17 protein-coding genes are annotated in these 18890 nt (G+C 72.4%); 11 read left to right on the top strand and 6 right to left on the bottom strand.

Translation table 11 applies throughout. The annotated features are described in order from the left end of the window. Positions 1-84: 84 nt before the first annotated feature. From ACTWLT_RS15860 to serA, 4 genes are all read left to right on the top strand, one after another. Positions 85-1956 (top strand): acetolactate synthase large subunit, encoded by a 1872-nt coding sequence (locus ACTWLT_RS15860; protein WP_445319035.1) that lies wholly within the window; start codon positions 85-87, stop codon positions 1954-1956. Position 1957: 1 nt separating this feature from the next. Continuing rightward, the gene (gene ilvN / locus ACTWLT_RS15855; RefSeq protein ID WP_252419881.1) at positions 1958-2473 is read left to right on the top strand and encodes an acetolactate synthase small subunit; all 516 of its coding nucleotides are present in this window, start codon (positions 1958-1960) and stop codon (positions 2471-2473) included. A 57-nt stretch (positions 2474-2530) separates the two neighbouring features. Further along, positions 2531-3544: a ketol-acid reductoisomerase gene (ilvC, locus tag ACTWLT_RS15850; RefSeq protein WP_445319034.1), complete on the top strand. Its 1014-nt coding sequence runs from the start codon at positions 2531-2533 to the stop codon at positions 3542-3544. 465 nt (positions 3545-4009) lie between these two features. Further along, entirely contained in the window at positions 4010-5608 is a 1599-nt protein-coding gene (gene serA / locus ACTWLT_RS15845; protein ID WP_252419883.1) for a phosphoglycerate dehydrogenase, read from the top strand. 78 nt (positions 5609-5686) lie between these two features. Here serA and ACTWLT_RS15840 read toward each other — a convergent pair whose 3' ends face one another. Together ACTWLT_RS15840 and ACTWLT_RS15835 are read right to left on the bottom strand one after the other, a co-directional pair. After that, positions 5687-6043, bottom strand: a complete 357-nt coding sequence (locus ACTWLT_RS15840; RefSeq protein ID WP_252419884.1) for a hypothetical protein — start codon at positions 6041-6043, stop codon at positions 5687-5689. Between the two features lie 397 nt (positions 6044-6440). Next, a complete protein-coding gene (locus ACTWLT_RS15835; RefSeq protein ID WP_445319033.1) occupies positions 6441-7283 on the bottom strand; it encodes an FAD:protein FMN transferase in 843 nt (280 codons plus the stop codon). 228 nt (positions 7284-7511) lie between these two features. Here ACTWLT_RS15835 and ACTWLT_RS15830 point away from each other — a divergent pair, with 228 nt between their 5' ends. Together ACTWLT_RS15830 and ACTWLT_RS15825 are read left to right on the top strand one after the other, a co-directional pair. Continuing rightward, complete coding sequence (locus ACTWLT_RS15830) at positions 7512-8543, top strand: 3-isopropylmalate dehydrogenase (RefSeq protein ID WP_445319032.1); 1032 nt, start codon at positions 7512-7514, stop codon at positions 8541-8543. Between the two features lie 172 nt (positions 8544-8715). Then, positions 8716-9813 carry a branched-chain amino acid aminotransferase gene (locus ACTWLT_RS15825; protein WP_445319031.1) on the top strand — a complete coding sequence of 366 codons (1098 nt, stop codon included), beginning with the start codon at positions 8716-8718 and terminating at the stop codon, positions 9811-9813. 71 nt (positions 9814-9884) lie between these two features. On the opposite strand, the gene ACTWLT_RS15820 is transcribed toward ACTWLT_RS15825, so the two are convergent. From ACTWLT_RS15820 to ahpD, 3 genes are all read right to left on the bottom strand, one after another. Next, complete coding sequence (locus ACTWLT_RS15820) at positions 9885-10643, bottom strand: tyrosine-protein phosphatase (RefSeq protein ID WP_445319098.1); 759 nt, start codon at positions 10641-10643, stop codon at positions 9885-9887. 35 nt (positions 10644-10678) lie between these two features. Continuing rightward, complete coding sequence (locus tag ACTWLT_RS15815; RefSeq protein WP_252419888.1) at positions 10679-11137, bottom strand: PRC-barrel domain containing protein; 459 nt, start codon at positions 11135-11137, stop codon at positions 10679-10681. Positions 11138-11275: 138 nt separating this feature from the next. Then, positions 11276-11818 carry an alkylhydroperoxidase, AhpD family gene (ahpD, locus tag ACTWLT_RS15810; protein ID WP_445319030.1) on the bottom strand — a complete coding sequence of 181 codons (543 nt, stop codon included), beginning with the start codon at positions 11816-11818 and terminating at the stop codon, positions 11276-11278. A 341-nt stretch (positions 11819-12159) separates the two neighbouring features. Between ahpD and cimA the strand changes: the two genes are divergently transcribed. Next, a complete protein-coding gene (gene cimA / locus ACTWLT_RS15805) occupies positions 12160-13791 on the top strand; it encodes a citramalate synthase (protein ID WP_445319029.1) in 1632 nt (543 codons plus the stop codon). An 11-nt stretch (positions 13792-13802) separates the two neighbouring features. Here the strand turns inward: cimA and ACTWLT_RS15800 are convergent, their stop codons facing one another. Further along, the gene (locus ACTWLT_RS15800) at positions 13803-14741 is read right to left on the bottom strand and encodes an endonuclease/exonuclease/phosphatase family protein (protein ID WP_445319097.1); all 939 of its coding nucleotides are present in this window, start codon (positions 14739-14741) and stop codon (positions 13803-13805) included. 390 nt (positions 14742-15131) lie between these two features. Between ACTWLT_RS15800 and ACTWLT_RS15795 the strand changes: the two genes are divergently transcribed. The 4 genes from ACTWLT_RS15795 to ACTWLT_RS15780 all read left to right on the top strand — a co-directional run bounded on the left by ACTWLT_RS15795 (position 15132) and on the right by ACTWLT_RS15780 (position 18876). After that, the gene (locus ACTWLT_RS15795; protein ID WP_445319028.1) at positions 15132-15635 is read left to right on the top strand and encodes a hypothetical protein; all 504 of its coding nucleotides are present in this window, start codon (positions 15132-15134) and stop codon (positions 15633-15635) included. 225 nt (positions 15636-15860) lie between these two features. Then, on the top strand, positions 15861-16910 hold the full coding sequence (locus ACTWLT_RS15790) for an AAA family ATPase (protein WP_252419892.1): 1050 nt from the start codon (positions 15861-15863) through the stop codon (positions 16908-16910). Further along, positions 16907-17920, top strand: a complete 1014-nt coding sequence (locus tag ACTWLT_RS15785; protein WP_445319027.1) for a DUF58 domain-containing protein — start codon at positions 16907-16909, stop codon at positions 17918-17920. Before ACTWLT_RS15790 ends, ACTWLT_RS15785 begins: the two co-directional genes overlap by 4 nt. Then, complete coding sequence (locus ACTWLT_RS15780) at positions 17917-18876, top strand: VWA domain-containing protein (RefSeq protein WP_252419894.1); 960 nt, start codon at positions 17917-17919, stop codon at positions 18874-18876. Before ACTWLT_RS15785 ends, ACTWLT_RS15780 begins: the two co-directional genes overlap by 4 nt. Positions 18877-18890 lie beyond the last annotated feature (14 nt).

The raw sequence follows: 18890 nt of genomic DNA, 5'->3' as shown, positions 1-18890 counted from the left end.
CCATCGGAACCTGTCGGGGCGGGCCCCGCCCGCGTCGCAACGCTTGACAAGCCCCAGCCACTCCAGCCGAAGGCCAGAACCGCCATGACGAGACCAACGCCCGAGACCCTCGCCCACACCGCCCGGCGGGCCCGCGCGGCCACCGAGCCGGCCGCCGACGCCGCGCGTACCCCGGCCACCCCGGCCGTTCCGGCGGTACGGACACCCGCTCCGGCCCAGGTCTCCGGTGCTGGTTCGCTCGTGCGGTCCCTTGAGGCGCTCGGCGTCGACGTCGTCTTCGGCATCCCGGGCGGCGCCATCCTGCCGGCGTACGACCCGCTGTACGACTCCAGCGTCCGGCACATCCTGGTCCGGCACGAGCAGGGCGCCGGGCACGCGGCGACCGGGTACGCGCAGGCCACCGGCAAGGTCGGTGTCTGCATGGCCACCTCCGGCCCGGGTGCCACGAACCTGGTGACCCCGATCGCCGACGCGTACATGGACTCGGTGGCGATGGTGGCGATCACCGGTCAGGTGGCGCGCCCGTCGATCGGCACCGACGCCTTCCAGGAGGCGGACATCCAGGGCATCACCCTGCCGATCACCAAGCACAACTTCCTCGTGCAGTCTCCCGAGGAGATCCCGCAGGTGCTGGCCGAGGCGTTCCACCTGGCCAGCAGCGGCCGGCCCGGCCCGGTGCTGGTCGACATCCCCAAGGACGTGCTCCAGGCGTCGACCACCTTCACCTGGCCGCCGACCCTGGACCTGCCCGGCTACCGGCCGACCCTGCACCCGCACGGCAAGCAGATCCGGGAGGCGGCCCGGCTGATGGCCGCCGCCCGCCGGCCCGTGCTCTACGTGGGCGGCGGGGTGCTCAAGGCCGGTGCGACCGACGGGCTGCGCCGGCTGGCCGAGGAGACCGGCATCCCGGTGGTCACCACGCTGATGGCGCTCGGCGCGTTCCCCGACTCGCATCCGCAGCACCTGGGGATGCCGGGAATGCACGGCACCGTCGCCGCGGTCTACGGGTTGCAGAAGGCGGATCTGATAGTCGCCCTGGGCGCCCGGTTCGACGACCGGGTGACCGGCAAGCTGGACTCGTTCGCCCCGGACGCCACGGTGGTGCACGCCGACATCGACCCGGCCGAGATCGGCAAGAACCGGCACGCGGACGTGCCGATCGTGGGCGACGCCCGACACGTCATCGACGAGCTGATCGCCGCGGTGACCGCCGAGCGGTCGGCCGGGCACAGCACCGACCTGGGCGACTGGTGGACCCAGCTGGACGACCTGCTCAACCGCTACCCGCTGGGCTACGACGAGCCGGTCGACGGCACGCTCTCACCGCAGTACGTGATCAAGCGGCTGGGTGAGATCGTCGGCCCGGACGGGATCTTCGTGGCCGGCGTGGGCCAGCACCAGATGTGGGCGTCGCAGTTCATCTCGTACGAGAAGCCGTACACCTGGCTGAACTCCGGTGGCCTCGGCACGATGGGCTACGCGGTGCCGGCGGCGATGGGCGCCAAGGTCGGCAGGCCGGACACGGTGGTCTGGGCGGTGGACGGCGACGGCTGCTTCCAGATGACCAACCAGGAGTTGGCCACCTGCGCGTTGGAGGGCATCCCGGTCAAGATCGCCGTGATCAACAACGGCAACCTCGGGATGGTCCGGCAGTGGCAGACGCTGTTCTACAACGAGCGGTACTCCAACACCGACCTCGGCACCCACAAGCACCGCATCCCCGACTTCGTCAAGCTCGCCGAGGCGCTGGGCTGCGTCGGGCTGCGCTGCGAGAACGCGGACGACGTCGACAAGACCATCGCCGCGGCCATGGAGATCAACGACGCCCCCGTGGTGATCGACTTCGTGGTCGGCAAGGACGCCATGGTCTGGCCGATGGTCGCCGCCGGCACCAGCAACGACGAGATCATGTTCGCCCGGGGCGTCCGCCCGGCCTTCGACGAGGATGACATCTGACATGACTATGCACACGCTTTCGGTGCTGGTGGAGAACAAGCCCGGCGTGCTCGCCCGGGTCTCCGGCCTCTTCTCGCGGCGCGGCTTCAACATCGACAGCCTCGCCGTGGGAGAGACCGAGAACCCGGACGTCTCCCGGATCACCATCGTGGTCAACGCGGAGTCGTCCCCGCTGGAACAGGTCACCAAGCAGCTCAACAAGCTGGTGAACGTGCTCAAGATCGTGGAACTGGACCCGCAGGTCTCGGTCGCCCGGGAGTTGCTGCTGGTGAAGGTTCGCGCCGACCGGTCCGCGCGGACCCAGGTGCTGGAGACGGTCAACCTGTTCCGCGCCCGGGTGGTCGACGTCGCGCCGGACACGCTGACCATCGAGGCCACCGGCACCCCGGACAAGCTCGACGCGCTGCTGCGCGACCTCGAGCCCTTCGGCATCAAGGAAATGGTCCAGTCCGGGCTGGTGGCGATCGGGCGCGGCTCGCGTTCGATCACCGCCGGTCCCTCGCTGCGGGCCGCCTGACCCATCCACAAAGACCACGACGGGCCGCCCCGGCCGTCGTACGAAAGGGAAGCTCCAATGAGTGTTGAGGTGTACTACGACGACGACGCCGACCTCGGCCTGATCCAGGCCAAGAAGGTCGCGGTGATCGGCTACGGCAGCCAGGGCCACGCGCACGCGCTGTCGCTGCGCGACTCCGGCGTCGACGTGGTGATCGGTCTGCCGGAGGGCTCGAAGAGCCGCCCCAAGGCCGAGGAGCAGGGCCTGCGGGTGGTCACGCCGGCACAGGCCGCGGCCGAGGCCGACGTGATCATGGTGCTCGCGCCGGACACCGCCCAGCGTGCCCTCTACACCGAGTCGATCGCGCCGCACCTCGCCCCGGGCAAGGCGATCTTCTTCGGTCACGGCTTCAACATCCGGTACGGGCTGATCAAGCCGCCGGCCGAGGTGGACGTGGCGATGGTCGCGCCGAAGGGCCCCGGCCACCTGGTGCGCCGCCAGTACGCCGACGGCAAGGGCGTGCCCTGCCTGGTCGCCGTCGAGCAGGACGCCAGCGGCAACGCCCTCGCGCTCGCCCTCGCGTACGCCAAGGGGATCGGCGGCACCCGCGCCGGCGCGATCCGGACCACCTTCACCGAGGAGACCGAGACCGACCTCTTCGGCGAGCAGGCGGTGCTCTGCGGCGGCGCGGCGGCGCTGGTGCAGACCGGTTTCGAGGTGCTCACCGAGGCGGGCTACGCCCCGGAGGTCGCCTACTTCGAGTGCCTGCACGAGCTGAAGCTGATCGTCGACCTGATGTACGAGGGTGGCATCGCGAAGATGCGGTACAGCATCTCCGACACCGCCGAGTACGGCGACCTCTCCCGCGGCCCGCGAGTCATCGACTCCCGCGTCAAGGACGAGATGCGCAAGATCCTCTCTGAGATCCAGTCCGGCGAGTTCGCCCGCGAGTGGGTGGCCGAGGACGAGGCGGGCCGGCCCAACTTCACCAAGTGGCAGGCCGAGGGTGCGGCGCACCCGATCGAGGAGACCGGCCGGAAGCTGCGCGGCATGATGAGCTGGGTGGACCGTCCGATCACCGAGACCGCCTGACCGTCCGGCTCGACAGTACGACGATCGACCGACGGCCCCGGGGCCGGCGCTCTCACCGGCGCCGACCCCGGGGCCGTCCGGTCCCGTATGCCCACTTTCTGGGACCGGGTGACCAACGCCTCGACCAGCATCGGACCGAACCGCGCGAGATCGATGCGGGTCAGCTGTCGGAGCAGCGTGACGCGCATGACGAGCGGCACGAGTGGCTCCTCCCGGAGGGCTTCGCGTCCAGGTCGACCCCGCCATGGCAACCATGTCGGGCAGGTGAACGGGCCATGTCCGCCGTCCGACCCGGCGTGTGAGGGCCCTCACCCCGAAGACCGGAACATGCCGGCCAACGAGGCCCCTACGATCGCGGGTAGGTGCGCAGCCGGCACCTGACGGCCACGGCACGGATCAGCGCAGGGCGCAGTGCGGCGCCTTGCCGCCCCCGGCCGATCGCAAACACGACCTCTACGAGGACCGATGAATCCTGTCGTACTGATCGCCGAAGAACTCGCCCCCGCCGCCATCGAGGTGCTCGCCCACGACTTCGACGTCCGTCACGTCGACGGCACCGACCGTCCGGCCCTGCTCTCGGCGCTCTCCGAGGCCGACGCCGTCATCGTGCGCAGCGCGACCCAGATCGACGCCGAGGCGGTCGCCGCCGCGCCGCGACTCAAGGTCGTCGCCCGGGCGGGCGTCGGGCTGGACAACGTCGAGGTGCCGGCCGCCACCGCGCGGGGCGTCATGGTCGTCAACGCCCCCACCTCCAACATCGTCTCCGCCGCCGAGCAGGCCGTCGCGCTGCTCCTCGCCGTGGCCCGCAACACCGCCAGCGCCAGCGCCGCGCTGAAGGCGGGGGAGTGGAAGCGGTCGAAGTACACCGGCGTCGAGGTACAGGGCAAGACGGTCGGCGTGGTCGGGCTCGGCCGGATCGGGGTTCTCTTCGCGTCCCGCATCGCGGCGTTCGGCACCCGGCTGATCGCGTACGACCCCTACATCCAGCCGGCCCGCGCGGCGCAGCTCGGCGTACGCCTGGTCGGGCTGGAGGAGCTGCTGCGGGAGAGCGACTTCATCTCCATCCACCTGCCGAAGACCCCGGAGACCGTGGGCCTGATCGGTGAGAAGGAGCTGGCGATCGTCAAGCCGGGCGTGCGGATCATCAACGCCGCCCGTGGTGGTCTCGTCGACGAGCAGGCCCTCGCGAACGCCATCGCCGAGGGTCGGGTCGCCGGTGCCGGCGTCGACGTGTACAGCAAGGAGCCCTGCACCTCCTCGCCGCTGTTCGCCTTCGACAACGTGGTGGCCACCCCGCACCTGGGTGCCTCCACGCACGAGGCGCAGGACAAGGCCGGCCTGGCGGTGGCCCGGAGCGTGAAGCTGGCGTTGCAGGGCGAGTTCGTCCCGGACGCGGTCAACGTGCAGGCCGGTGGCGTGGTCGCCGAGGACGTCCGGCCGCTGCTTCCGCTGGCCGAGAAGCTCGGCCGGGCCTTCACCGCGGTGGCCGGCGGGGTTGCCGCCAGCGTCACCGTCGAGGTCCGCGGCGAGATCGTCAGCCACGACGTGTCGGTGCTCAAGCTCGCCGCCACCAAGGGTCTGTTCAGCTCCGTGGTCGAGGAGCAGGTCACCTACGTCAACGCCCCGCACCTGGCCGCCGAGCGCGGCGTCGAGGTCACCCTGGCCAGCCTGGCCGAGACGGCTGAGCAGCCCACCCTGGTCACGGTGCGCGGTGCGCTGCCGGACGGCCGGACGGTCAGCGTCTCCGGCACGGTCACGCAGTCCGGTGCCCGCGACGTCCTGAAGCTCACCGAGGTGGACGGCTTCGACGTGGAGATCGGCGCGGAGGGCATTCTGCTCTTCCTGCGCTACGCCGACCGGCCCGGCGTCGTCGGCACCGTCGGCACCCTGCTCGGCGAGGCGGGCATCAACATCGCGGCCATGCAGGTGGCCCGGCGCGAGGCGGGCGGCGAGACGCTGATGACGCTCACCGTCGACCAGGCGCTCGGCGCCGACCTGCTCACGTCGGCGGCCGACTCGATCGGCGCGACGGCGGCCAGCGCGGCGGATCTGCGCGACGAGTAGTCGACGGCAGCATCACGGGGGGCCCGGCGACGCGCCGGGCCCCTCGTCGTACCCGCCCTGGGTTGTCCTGCCGCCCGGTCAGCCGGGCAGCCGGGCCGGCGGCGGATAGACCGAGCCGTCCTGGGGGTCGAAGAGCATCAGCCCGTGCTCGCCGGCCAGCCGCTCGATGTCCAGCAGCACCTGGTCCGCGCAGGTCGGGTGCAGGTTCAGCTCGACATGGTCGTGGGCGGCGTGCAGCGGCGCCACCGCCCACGGGCTGTCCGGGCCGGGGTGACGGTCCGGGTACGAGGCGGTGATCGCCCGGTAGAAGGCGACCACTCGTGGGTCCGGGTAACGGTCCACGTGCCGCCCCTGCCGGCAACCCTCGACCGCGCCCCGCACGTCCTCGGGCGTCGCCCCGTCCTCCAGGGCCCACACGCTCAGATCGAAACTCACGGCGGACAGCGTGCCATCCGTCGTTCACCATGTCGAAACTGCCTCGCCGCAGGCCAATCACTGATGTGCCACGGTCCGCTCGCGACGGTCCGCTGTGGAGACTCTTGCGTCGAGTTGCGTCGATTCGCTAGCGTACCGACTGCGGTCACTGGCCGAGTTCGCGGCGCCGGCCCGTCTTCGGGTGGCGCGGTCGACGTCCGGCCCGACCGGTCCGCACCCCTCGATTGTGCGAGCCACGCGCACTCGTCGCTGACCGGCCCCCACGGCCGTTGCCGAGACCGTGGGGGCCGATCGCAGCCCGACCGGCCGGCCCGAGGGGCGGCCGAGGTGCGAATCGGGCTTCAGGAGACGCGCCGCAGCACCGCGGGGAGGCGGGCTCGGTGCGGCGACGTCCCGCTCAGCGACGGTGGGCGAAGAGCGCGCGGTAGTCGGAGCCGGCGCGGAACCAGGCCAGGCCGGTGGGGCCGGCGGCGTAGAGCGCGGTGGCGTAGGCGTCGGCGATCGCCAGGTCGGGGCCGACGACGGTGGCGGCGACAAGGTGGTTGGCCGGCTCACCGGTGTGCGGGTCCACCACGTGCCCCTGGCGCCCGGTCACCCCGGAGGTGCCGACCGCGCCGGCCGTCATCTCCAGCACCAGCGGTGCGCGTTCCGGTGCGGTGGGGTGGTGCACGGCCACCCGCCACGGCCCGCCGTGCGGCGCGCGGCCACGGACCACCAGGTCGGCGCCGGTGAGTACGGCGTAGTCATGGATGCCCGCCGCCCGCAACCGGGCGGCGGCCCGTTCGACCGCCCAACCGCCGAGCAGGCCGCCCGGATCGAAGCCGCCGGGCACCGCCCACGCGTCGAACCACCCGTCGGTGGCGGCCCGCATCGCCGTGCAGCGGTCGACCAGGTCGGCCAGCGGGGGGTACGAATCGGGGCTGATCTCGCCTCGGCGCAGCCGGGAGACGAGGCTCTCCGGCCGGTTCGGGCCGTAGGTGAGGTCGATGGCCCGCAACTCGGCGACGCTGTCCCGCAGTGCCTCGCCGACGCCCCGACGGCCGAGCCACTCGGGCGCGTTGAGCAGCAGGGTGTATTCGGCGGTCGGGGTGCGCACCGTGTGCTGCACCGCGATCCGGCCCTCGGTGGCGCCGGCGGGGTCGATCCGCTGCCGCCGGCTGCCGAGCCGGAGGTCCGGCCGGCGGTTCCGGAAGGCCGACGGGTCCGGCCAGCGGGTCCGCGGCTGCTCGTCGATGCGCATGGCACCTGCCCCCTCGCAGTTTGCGTCGCGTCGTCGGCGACCCCCGGTCGCGGGCCCCCGTTGACCCGCTGACCCCACGGTAGGCAGCGGAGATGACTGACTCATGGATCCCACCTGAGAGGTGGCTGTGTATCAGCATTTCCCATAGTTTGGACGATCCGTACCGGGAGGCGGGACGGAGACGTACCGTTGCCCGGTACGGGGCAGTCGAGGACGAGGAGTGCGGGCGTGACGCGGATCGCGGTGGTGGCCGGGGATGGCATCGGACCCGAGGTGGTCGCGCAGGCCCGCAAGGTCCTCGACGCCGTGCTGCCCGGCGTGCAGGCCACCGAGTACGACCTCGGAGCGGCTCGCTGGCACCGTACCGGAGAGGTACTGCCCGACTCGGTGCTGGCCGAGCTGGCCGGGCACGACGCCATCCTGCTCGGCGCCGTCGGCGACCCGACGGTCCCCCCGGGCGTGCTGGAGCGGGGCCTGCTGCTCAAGCTCCGTTTCGCCTTCGACCAGTACGTCAACCTCCGCCCGTCCCGGCTCTGGCCCGGTGTCGCCGGCCCGCTGGGCAACGTGAAGCCCGGCGAGGTCGACCTGGTCGTGGTGCGCGAGGGCACCGAGGGTCTCTACGCCGGGGCCGGTGGCTCACTGCACCGTGACACCCCCGCCGAGGTCGCCACCGAGGAGAGCCTGAACACCCGCCACGGCGTGGAGCGGGTCATCCGCGACGCGTTCGCCCGGGCCGGCCGCCGGGAGCGCCGCAAGGTCACCCTGGTGCACAAGACCAACGTGCTCACCCACGCCGGGTCGCTCTGGGCGCGCGCCTTCGACGCGGTCGCCGCCGAGCACCCGGACATCGCCACCGAGTACCAGCACGTCGACGCGGCCGCGATGTTCCTGGTCACCCAGCCGCAGCGCTACGACGTGGTGGTCACCGACAACCTGTTCGGCGACATCCTCACCGACATCGCCGCGGCGGTCACCGGCGGGATCGGGCTGGCCGCCAGCGGTTGCATCAACCCCGAGGGGGCGTACCCCTCGATGTTCGAGCCGGTACACGGCTCGGCGCCGGACATCGCCGGGCAGGGCGTCGCCGACCCGGTCGCCGCGGTCCTCTCCGCCGCGCTGCTGCTGGAGCAACTCGGGCACGCCGAGGCCGCGGCCCGGGTCAACGCGGCGGTCGCCGCCGAGCTCGCCGGCCGGACCTCGGGCGTGACGCTGCGTACCGACGAGGTCGGCGACCGGCTCGCCGCGCACGCCGTAGCCTGACCCGCCCCGGGGCCACCGGCGGCGCGCCGGTCCGGTCCGGCGCGGGCCCATTCGGGGTCCTCGATGACCCCGATCGGCGCTACCCGCTGAACGACCGTTCGGGGTAAGTTTCTGGCACAGCCATGTCGGTGTGCGATCCCGCATGCCGTTGTCCCGCAGGGAGGTCAGCGCGATGAGCGGTGGTGACAAGCTCGACTTCGAGATCCGTCCGAATCCCGCGCCGGTATCCGCCGCCGACCGGGCCGCTCTGCTGGCCAACCCCGGGTTCGGCCGGGTCTTCACCGACCACATGGTCACCGTCCGCTACGCCGACGGCAAGGGCTGGTACGACGCCCGGGTGGAGGCCCGCGGGCCGATCCCGATGGACCCGGCCAGCGCCGTCCTGCACTACGCGCAGGAGATCTTCGAAGGGCTGAAGGCGTACCGGACCGCCGACGGCGGCGTGACGATGTTCCGGCCGGACGCCAATGCCGCCCGGTTCGCCGCCTCGGCACAGCGGATGGCGATGCCGACGCTTCCGCCCGACGTCTTCGTCGACTCGCTGCACAGGCTCATCGAGGTCGACCGGGAGTGGATCCCCACCGGCGAGGACGGCAGCCTCTACCTGCGGCCGTTCATGTTCGCCAGCGAGGTCTTCCTCGGTGTCCGGCCCGCCAACGAGTACCTCTACATGGTGATCGCGTCGCCGGTCGGGGCGTACTTCACCGGCGGGGTCAAGCCGGTCACCGTCTGGGTCTCGCCGGACTACACCCGGGCCGCGCCCGGTGGCACCGGCGCGGCCAAGTGCGGCGGCAACTACGCGGCCTCACTGGCGGCGCAGGCCGAGGCCATCGAGGCCGGCTGCGACCAGGTCGTCTTCCTGGACGCGGTGGAGCGCCGGTTCGTCGACGAGCTGGGCGGCATGAACGTGTTCTTCGTCTACGACGACGACACCGTGGTGACCCCGCCGCTGACCGGCACCATCCTGCCGGGCATCACCCGCGACGCGGTCCTCACGCTGGCCGGGGCGGCCGGGCACCGCGTCGAGGAGCGGCCGGTCACGTTCGCCGACTGGCAGGCCGACGCGGCCAGCGGGCGGCTCCGCGAGGTCTTCGCCTGCGGCACCGCCGCCGTGATCACCCCGATCGGCGGGGTCCGCTTCCCGGACGGCGAGTTCCTGATCGGCGGCGGCGAGCCCGGCCGCGTGACGATGGCGCTCCGCCAGCAACTGGTCGACATCCAGCGCGGCAAGGCCACCGACCCGCACGGCTGGGTCCACAGAGTCCTCTGACGCCCACCCCCAGCCCGTTGATCCAGGTCATGCCGCCTGGATCAACGGGCTGGGGTGGGAGCGGGCGGAGCTCAGCCGAGCAGGTGGTCGCGGAGGGCGGCCAGTTGTTCGTCGGTCACGCCGGCGTGGCGCAGGTAGCCCTCGACCGAGCCGTGCCCCGCGCGGAGTTCGTCCAGGAAGATCTGCATCGCCTCGGCTGGTGAGGCGAGGAACGGCGCCGGCACGTTCACCTCGCCCACGGTGGCGGCCAGCCAGGCACTGTACCGGGCGGACGCCTCCGTGCTCAGCGCGTAGTCCGCGGCGATGTCGGCGTCGTCGACGCCCAGCACGGCGAGGGTCAGCGCGCAGACGATGCCGGTGCGGTCCTTGCCCGCGACGCAGTGCACCACCACGGGGGCGGTGGAGGAGTCCGCGATCAGCCCGACCGCCTCGGCCAGGCCGGCGGTGCCGGTCTGCGCGAGGTCGGCGTACCGGTCCGCGAGATAGCGGGCCAGGCTGACGCCCTCCTCGTGCGGCTGCTCGGCCCAGTCAGCGTGCTCCGGGTGGATGTGCCGGTAGGTCAGCCCCTGGTACGCCGGCACCCGACCGTCGCGGTCCACCTCGGCCGGACGGCGCAGGTCAATGACGGTGCGGATGCCGATCGCGGCGAACGCGTCGCGGTCCTGCTCGTCGAGGCGATGCAGCGAGTCGGAGCGGTAGAGCCGACCCCGGCGGACGGTGCGGCCGTCGTGGCCGGTGTAGCCACCGACGTCGCGGAAGTTGAAGGTCGCGGGCAGCGGAATGTGTCGGTTGTCGTCGATGGCGTCCACGCTCACACGGTAACGGCCGATGGGGTCGAGCCCCACCGGCCGTCGGGTCCGTTCGATCAGCGCGCGGTACCGGGCGGGAGCGCGCCGTACGTCTCGTCGTAGTAGCCGCCCAGCCGATCGCGGTAGGTCGGGTCGCTGTGGCTGGTCTCGTCGTACTCCGGGGCGGCCTTGATCTGGTCGCGGGTCCGGTCGACGGAGACGGTGCGCTGGTCGTGGTCGACCTGGTTGACCGTGCCGGCCGGCAGCATCACCTTCTTGCCGAAGATCCACGGGCCGGTGTCCACGACCAGGTAGCTGCCGTCCACCTCGTGGCTGGCGCTGTCGATCTTGCCGATGCCGCCGTCGGTGGCCTCGACCTTGTAGCCGACCAGGTCGGCGTCGGCCACCCCGGCCTGGTCCCGGTAGCGCCAGGGGTCGAAGGCGCCGGCCGGCGCGCCGCCGGGCACGGTGCCCTGGTCGCCGCCGCGCAGCGGGTCCGGCCCGGCGTGAGTGGCGTGCGGATCGATCCTGTCCATGCCGTTCACTCCTGACTGTCGCCGATCGTCTCGGCGTCGGTGGGGTGCGTCCTCCGAGGAGCTACCCGGCGGCCGGGGGCGGGAAACGGCGACGGGCCGACACCGCGGGTGCGGCGTCGGCCCGTCGGGCGTACCGGCTCAGGCCAGCGCGGCCTCGGCGTCCAGCGTGACGGCCGCGGCGTGCACGACGGCGGAGATCCGCAGCGCCTCGTGCACCTGTTCCCGGGTGAAGCCGCTGGCGCGCAGCCTCTTCTCGTGCGACTCCAGGCACACCCCGCAGCCGGTGATCGCCGACACGGCGAGGCACCACAGCTCGAAGTCGCCCTTGTCCACCCCGGGCCGGGCGATGATCTGCATCCGCAGCCGGGCGGGCATCGAGGCGTACTGCTCGTCGCCGATGAGGTGCTTGGCCCGGTAGTAGACGTTGGTCATCGCCATGATGGCCGCGGCGCCCTTGGCCGCCTCGACGCCCTCCGCCTTGAGGTGGCCGAGCGCCTCGGCGGCGATCTCGCGCAGTACCAGCGGATTGCGGGCGGCCACCGCGCAGGCCAGCGCGGTGCCCCAGGTCTGCACCGGGGTCAGCGTCGAGGCGCCGAGGGCGGAGCCGAGGTTGAGCCTGATGTCCTTGGCGTACTCGGGCAGGGCAGCCTTGATCGCGTCCAGACCACCGGGAGTCAGCAATGGTCCTCCTTGGGAGTGGCACAGGTGCCCCGTAACTTGATCAGTTCCAGATACTTCCTCAGGGTTGTTGTCGCCGGTGGGCGGCCAGGTGCCTTGTGAAGCCGATCACGAGCGGCGGGCTCCCCTCCCGACCCGACGGATGCCAGGTGATGGCAACCGTGCGTCAACGTCCCGCCATGTGGATTGTTCCTCCCAAAAACAGGGGAGGGGTGGCACAGTAGCGATCGTGACCAGCACCGCCCTGATTATTGCGACCTAGCGCGCCGGCCCTCCCCTCCGCCGAGCGCGCAGACCTCCCGCATCCGCGGGAGGTCTTTTTGTTGCTCCGAGAAAGGATCCTGATGACGTTCCAGGTCTTCGACACGACGTTGCGCGACGGCGCCCAGCGCGAAGGGCTCACCTACTCGGTCGTCGACAAGCTGGCCGTGGCCCGGCTGCTCGACGAGTTCGGCGTCGGCTTCATCGAGGGCGGCTGGCCGGGCGCCGTGCCCAAGGACACCGAGTTCTTCCGCAGGGCGCGCACCGAACTCGACCTGCGGCACGCCGTGCTCGTCGCGTTCGGCGCCACCCGCAAGGCCGGCGTCAAGGTCGCCGACGACCCCCAGGTGCGCGGTCTGCTGGACGCGCAGACCCCGGCGGTGGCGCTGGTCGCCAAGGCCGACATCCGGCACGTCGAGCGGGCGCTGCGCACCACCGGCGCGGAGAACCTGGCGATGGTCCACGACACCGTCGCGCACCTCGTCGGTGAGGGCCGCCGGGTCTTCGTCGACGGCGAACACTTCTTCGACGGCTACCGCCACGACCCGGCGTACGCCGCGGCCGTGGTGCAGGCCGCTCTGGCCGCCGGCGCCGAGCGGATGGTGCTCTGCGACACCAACGGCGGCATGCTGCCCTCCCAGGTGACCGCCGCGATCGTCGACCTGACCCAACGGCTCGGGGTCGACGCCGCGCTGTTCGGCATGCACGCGCAGAACGACACCGCGTGCGCCGTGGCCAACACGATCGCCGCCGTGGAGGCGGGCGTCCGGCACGTCCAGGGCACCGCCAACGGCTACGGCGAGCGGCCCGGTAACGCGGACCTCTTCGCGGTGGTCGCCAACCTCCAACTCAAGCTGGGCATGCCGGTCCTACCGGAGGGCTGCCTGGAACAGATGGTGCGGGTCTCGCACGCCATCGCCGAGATCGCCAACATCGCCCCCGACACCCACCAGGCGTACGCCGGGGCCGCCGCCTTCGCCCACAAGGCGGGGCTGCACGCGAGTGCGATCAAGGTCGACCCGTTGCTCTACAACCACGTGGACCCGTCGGTGGTGGGCAACGACATGCGGATCCTGGTGACCGAGATGGCCGGCCGGGCCAGCGTCGAGCTCAAGAGCCGCGAGCTCGGGCTGGACCTGGCCGGCCGTCCGGAGGCCCTGACCCGCGTCACCAACCGGGTCAAGGAGTTGGAGGCGGGCGGCTGGTCGTTCGAGGCCGCGGACGCCTCCTTCGAGCTGCTGGTCCGCTCCGAGCTGCCGGAGGGCCGGCCGGTCCGGCCGTTCACCCTGGAGTCCTACCGGGTGCTGGTCGAGCACCGCGAGGACGGCGCGGTCGTCTCCGAGGCGACCGTCAAGATCCGGGTACGTGGCGAGCGGGTGATCGCGACCGCCGAGGGCAACGGCCCGGTCAACGCCCTCGACGAGGCGCTGCGGGTCGGGCTGGCGCGGCACTACCCGCAGCTGCGCGACTTCGAGCTGGCCGACTACAAGGTCCGCATCCTGGAGGGCAGCCACGGCACCGGCGCGGTCACCCGGGTGCTGCTGGAGACGGCCGACGGCAGGGGCCGGGACTGGACCACCGTGGGCGTGCACCCGAACGTGGTCGAGGCCAGTTGGCACGCCCTCGTCGACGCTCTCACCTACGGGCTGGCGGAGGGCAGGGAAGGGTCGCCCACCACTCCGGCCGGCGCTCCCGGGGCGCCGGGCGGGCGCTGAGGGCGCTCGGGTCAGCCGGCCGGCAGGCCGACCGTGGCGAGGACGGGGCGGTGGTCGGTGTCGGGCAGGGCGAGCACCGTGACGGAGCGGACGGCGATGCGGCGGTCGACCAGCACGTGGTCGATGGTGACCGGCGGGATGAGATCGCCGTCGTAGGGGCCCCACGTGCCGGTCAGCCCCTCCCCGGCGGCGTCGGCGGCGTCGACGTACCCGGTGCGCAGCAGGGCCCGTAGCGGGCCGTGGTCGAGGGTGGCGTTGAAGTCCCCGGCGAGGATCCGCAGGCCACCGTCCGGGGTGGCCGGTGGCTGTGCGACGAGGTCGGCGCGCCAGGCGTCGACCTGGTCCAGCGCGTACGGCGCCGAGGGGTGGACGGACTCGACGCGTACCGGTGGCGCCCCGGGGACGGCCAGCGTTCCGTACGCCTGGCTGAAGCCCCACCCGCCGCGGTTGTGCCGGACGCCGGGGTCGGTGATGGGCCACCGCGAGTAGAGCCCGGACCCGGGTGTGCCGGTCGCCGGGTTGAGCTGTCGGTGGGGCAGCAGCTGGTCGAGGCCCAGTCGATCCAGGGCGGCCTGCGCGTCCGGGGTGAACTCCTGCACGGTGAGCACATCCACCCGGTGCCGCCGGACCAGCTCGACCAACGACCGCGCGTCGGCCGAGCCGGCGAGCAGGTTGGCGGTGAGCAGACGCACGGTGGGCCCGGCCACCGTCGGCTGCGGGGCGGCCAGCGCCCGGGGTGTCACCACGCCGAGCAGCGCCACCGTGGCCAACGCCGCGACCGCCGCCGGCCACCAGCGCCGGAGGGCGAGGGTGAGGGCCAGTGCCAGCACGCTCCAGCCCGCGACGTACGGCGTGAAGGCGAGCGCCTGCACCAGCGGCCCCCGGTCCAGGCCGGCCAGCCGGGCGACGGCCCAGGCGGCGGTCGGGACGACCGCCGACCAGGAGAGCACCGTACGGAGCCGGTCGGGGCGCCGGATCGGCGCGGGCGGAGCGTCGATGATCACGGCAATAGCGTAGCGGAACAACTTTCGCTATTTCGTGAATGGTGATGGGCTCACATTTCACTATTATCTGACAACTGACCGACAGCCCGACAAAGTGAGATCAACTATTGACGCTCGGCTTTTTCCAATGCTACGTTCCACCTGGCCCAAACGACGCAACTCTGAGTAGTAATCCCAGCTCAGAGCCGGAGCTAGATCGTCGAGAATCGACCTCACCAGGTGCGCGTGAGAGTGCTTCTTCCGGTTTGATTGCGGTCGTCCACCCATTTATAGGCAGTCATCCGTCCCGCCCCGCGGGTCGGCCGAATCCGCACGGTCACACAAGGGGGACCTGTCATGAAAACATCCTTCCGACGCAAGGCGGCAGCCGTCACATTCGCCGTCCTGGCGCTCAGCCTGGCCGGTGGGGGCATCGCTATCGCGCAGCCGTCGGCGAAGGCGCCGCAGGAGGCTGCCCAGCCGGCTGCCCGCGGCACGAACGCCCAACCGCCGGTGACGGCGGAGTCCGCCCGTAAGGCGAAGGCCGCGCTGAAGGCCAACTCGACGCTCCTCGCCAGCACCAACATCGTCGTCGTCAACGCCAACGGCACCAAGGCGCGCGGCGTCGGCACCGTGATCAAGTACGGCCCCGGCCAGTACGAGGTCCAGGTCGGCTACACCGTCACCTCCGGCGTCTTCGTGGCCACCATCGGTCGCGGGGACGCGTGCTGCGTTCCGCCGCCGGGCGAGATCTCCGTCGCACCCCGGCTGAGCACGCCGAACGCGGTCTTCGTGCAGACCCGCAACTCGGCCGGTACACCGACCGACCTGGGCTTCCACCTGGTCATCCACACCCCCTGACAGCACGGGTGCCGGCCCTGGTGGGCCGGCACCCGGTCGTCCGAACGAAGCCGCCGGCCCGGCCGGCGGCTTCGTCGTGCACCCGGTCTGCCGCCGATCGCGTAGCTCGTGCCGTTCCGGGCAGTTGTCCCCTGATCAGGCACTTCCTACCGAGCGAGGCCACCCCGGCGACTTCGGCACCGATAATCCGACGTTTGCCGGCTGCCGCCCCGGGAAGCAAGCACCGTGACGGACATCTCGGACACCCTGGCCAGCATGCCCAGCTCGGTCGATCCCGAGCAGAGCGGCGTCGAGCTGGAACAGACCCTCTTCGAGGTCAAACGCGTGATCGTGGGGCAGGATCGGCTCGTCGAGCGCCTGCTCACCGCCCTGGTCGCCAACGGGCACTGCCTCCTGGAGGGGGTCCCCGGCGTGGCCAAGACACTGGCCGCGCAGACCCTCGCCACCGTGGTCGGCGGCACCTTCTCCCGGATCCAGTTCACCCCGGACCTGGTCCCCTCCGACATCGTCGGCACCAGGATCTACCGGGCCTCCCAGGAGACCTTCGACGTCGAACTCGGCCCGATCATGGCCAACCTGGTGCTGGCTGACGAGATCAACCGCGCGCCGGCCAAGGTCCAGTCGGCGTTGCTGGAGGCGATGGCGGAGCGGCAGGTCTCCATCGGCGGGCGCAGCTGGCCCGTCCCGGCGCCGTTCCTGGTGCTGGCCACCCAGAACCCCATCGAGTCCGAGGGGGTCTACCAGCTCCCGGAGGCGCAGCGCGACCGGTTCCTGATGAAGGTGGTCGTGGACTACCCGAGCGACGCCGACGAGCTGGCCATCCTCTACCGGATGAGCACCGACCGGCCCAGCCCGCGCCGGGTGCTCGACGCGCAACGGCTGCTGGACCTCCAGGCCCGGGCGGAGCGGGTCTTCGTCCACCACGCGCTGGCCGAGTACGTGGTCCGGCTCATCCTCGCCACCCGTGATCCGGGCCGGTTCGGTCTGCCGGAGATCGCGCCGCTGCTGGCGTACGGGGCCAGCCCCCGGGCCACCCTCGGCCTGGTCGCGGCCGCCCGGGCACAGGCCCTGCTGCGCGGGCGGGAGTACGTGCTGCCCGAGGACGTCCGGGAACTGGCGGTGGACGTCCTCGCCCACCGGCTGGTGCTCTCCTTCGACGCCGTGGCCGACGGCGTGTCGGCCGAGAGCGTGGTCCGCCGCCTGGTGGAGGCGGTGCCGCCGCCCCGGCTGGCCACCGGGCACCCGCAGCAGACCCAGGACCTGGCCGCGGCATGAGGCGCACGAGCACCGGGCCGGCGGACCCCGGCCTGGCCGAGCTGGCTCCGGACCAGCGGCTGCGCCGCCTGGAGCTGACCGTCACCCGCAGGCTGAACGGCCTGCTGCACGGCCAGTACCGCGGCCTGCTGCCCGGGCCGGGCAGCGAGCCGGCCGGCAGCCGGGAGTACCGGCCGGGTGAGGACGAGGTCCGCCGGATGGACTGGGCCGTGACGGCCCGAACCGCCGTGCCGCACGTCCGGCAGGTGGACGCCGACCGTGAACTGACCACCTGGCTGCTGGTCGACTCCAGCGCCAGCATGGAGTTCGGCACCGCCGAGCTGGACAAGCGGGAGCTGGCAGTCGCGGCCGTCGCCGCGGTGGGCTTCCTCACCGCCGGTGTCGGCAACCGGCTCGGCGCTCAGGTGCTGCGCGCCGACGGGGTGCGTCGCTTCCCGGCCCGCAGCGGGCGTACCCATCTGCTCGGCCTGCTCCGCGCGCTGCTGGCCGCTCCGCGCGCCACCGGGCCGGGCGACGGGCCGGGGCGAGCGCCGTCGGTCGGGGCACCGGAGCTGACCGACGGGCTGGCCGCCCTGCACCGGGTCGCCAACCGGCGCGGCCTGGTCGTGGTGGTCTCCGACTTCCTCGACGGCCTGCCCGACGACCCCGACCAGCCGCCGCCCTGGGAACGGACCCTGCGCCGGCTGTCCGTCCGGCACCAGGTGCTGGCGATCGAGGTGACCGACCCGCGCGAGCTGGAGTTGCCGGACGTCGGTTTGATCACCCTGGTCGACCCGGAGACCGGCCGCCGCCGGGAGGTGTGCACATCGGACCGTCGGCTGCGGGAGCGGTACGCCGCGGCCGCCGCCGCCCAGCGGGAGCAGGTCCACCAGGCACTGCGCCGCAGCGCGGCCACCCACCTGGCGCTGCGCACCGACCGGGACTGGAGTGCCGACATCGTGCGGCACGTGCACGCCCAGCGCCGGCTGGCCGCCGCGCCGGTCGGCGCCGTCCGGGGAGGTGCCGCGTGACCTGGCAGTCGCCGCTGCGACTCTGGCTGCTGCTCGGCGTGCTCGCCCTGGTCGTCGCGTACCTGGTGATGCAGCGGAGCCGCAGCCGGTACGCGGTCCGCTTCACCAACCTGCGGCTGCTGGACCGGGTGGCGCCGGAGCGGCCGGCCTGGCGTCGGCACGTACCGGCCGGGCTGTTCCTGGCCATGCTGGCGCTGCTCGTGGTCGGCTTCGCCCGGCCCACCGCCGAGGTCCAGGTGCCCCGGGAACGCGCCACGGTGATGGTGGCGGTGGACGTGTCCACCTCCATGCTCGCCACCGACGTGGACCCGGACCGGCTGGCGGCGGCCAAGCAGGCGGCCCGGCGCTTCGTCGAGAGCCTGCCCGACGAGTTCAACGTGGGCCTGGTCGCGTTCGCCGGCAGCGCCGCCGTGCTGGTGCCACCCGGCACCGACCGCGACGCCCTGGACGAGGGGATCGACCGGCTCGTCGAGGGGGCGACGGGGGTGCAGGGCACCGCCATCGGCGAGGCCATCAACACCTCACTCGGTGCCGTCAAGGCCCTGGACAGCCAGGCCGCGAAGGAGCCGCCGCCGGCCCGGATCATCCTGCTCTCCGACGGGGCGAACACGTCCGGAATGGACCCGATGGAGGCGGCGGCGGACGCGGTGGCCGCGAAGGTGCCGGTGCACGCCATCTCCTTCGGCACCCCCTCCGGCTTCGTGGACCGGGGCGGACGGCCGATCCAGGTGCCGGTCGACGGGCAGACCCTCAAGGCGGTCGCCGACGAGACCGGCGGGATGTTCCACGAGGCCGGCAGCAGCGAGGAACTGCGGGCCGTCTACGACGACATCGGGAGTTCCGTCGGCTACCGCACCGAGCGGCAGGACATCTCGGCCCGGTTCATCGGCCTCGGACTGGTCTTCGCGATGGGCGCCGCCGCCGGCTCGATGCGCTGGTTCTCCCGGCTGCCCTGACCCGCCGCGCAACG

This window comes from Micromonospora yongxingensis (assembly GCF_052601155.1).
The sequence above is the reverse complement of the archived record's forward strand: the minus strand, read 5'-3'. Positions and strand labels throughout refer to the sequence as shown.

Bases quoted from the DNA above. Each gene is read 5' to 3' on its own strand.
- ACTWLT_RS15835 (WP_445319033.1), bottom strand. From the start codon at position 7,283: ATGCGCATCGACGAGCAGCCGCGGACCCGCTGGCCGGACCCGTCGGCC.
- serA (WP_252419883.1), top strand. From the start codon at position 4,010: ATGAATCCTGTCGTACTGATCGCCGAAGAACTCGCCCCCGCCGCCATC.
- ACTWLT_RS15860 (WP_445319035.1), top strand. From the start codon at position 85: ATGACGAGACCAACGCCCGAGACCCTCGCCCACACCGCCCGGCGGGCC.
- cimA (WP_445319029.1), top strand. From the start codon at position 12,160: ATGACGTTCCAGGTCTTCGACACGACGTTGCGCGACGGCGCCCAGCGC.
- ilvC (WP_445319034.1), top strand. From the start codon at position 2,531: ATGAGTGTTGAGGTGTACTACGACGACGACGCCGACCTCGGCCTGATC.
- ACTWLT_RS15815 (WP_252419888.1), bottom strand. From the start codon at position 11,137: ATGGACAGGATCGATCCGCACGCCACTCACGCCGGGCCGGACCCGCTG.
- ACTWLT_RS15785 (WP_445319027.1), top strand. From the start codon at position 16,907: ATGAGGCGCACGAGCACCGGGCCGGCGGACCCCGGCCTGGCCGAGCTG.
- ilvN (WP_252419881.1), top strand. From the start codon at position 1,958: ATGACTATGCACACGCTTTCGGTGCTGGTGGAGAACAAGCCCGGCGTG.
- ACTWLT_RS15795 (WP_445319028.1), top strand. From the start codon at position 15,132: ATGAAAACATCCTTCCGACGCAAGGCGGCAGCCGTCACATTCGCCGTC.
- ACTWLT_RS15825 (WP_445319031.1), top strand. From the start codon at position 8,716: ATGAGCGGTGGTGACAAGCTCGACTTCGAGATCCGTCCGAATCCCGCG.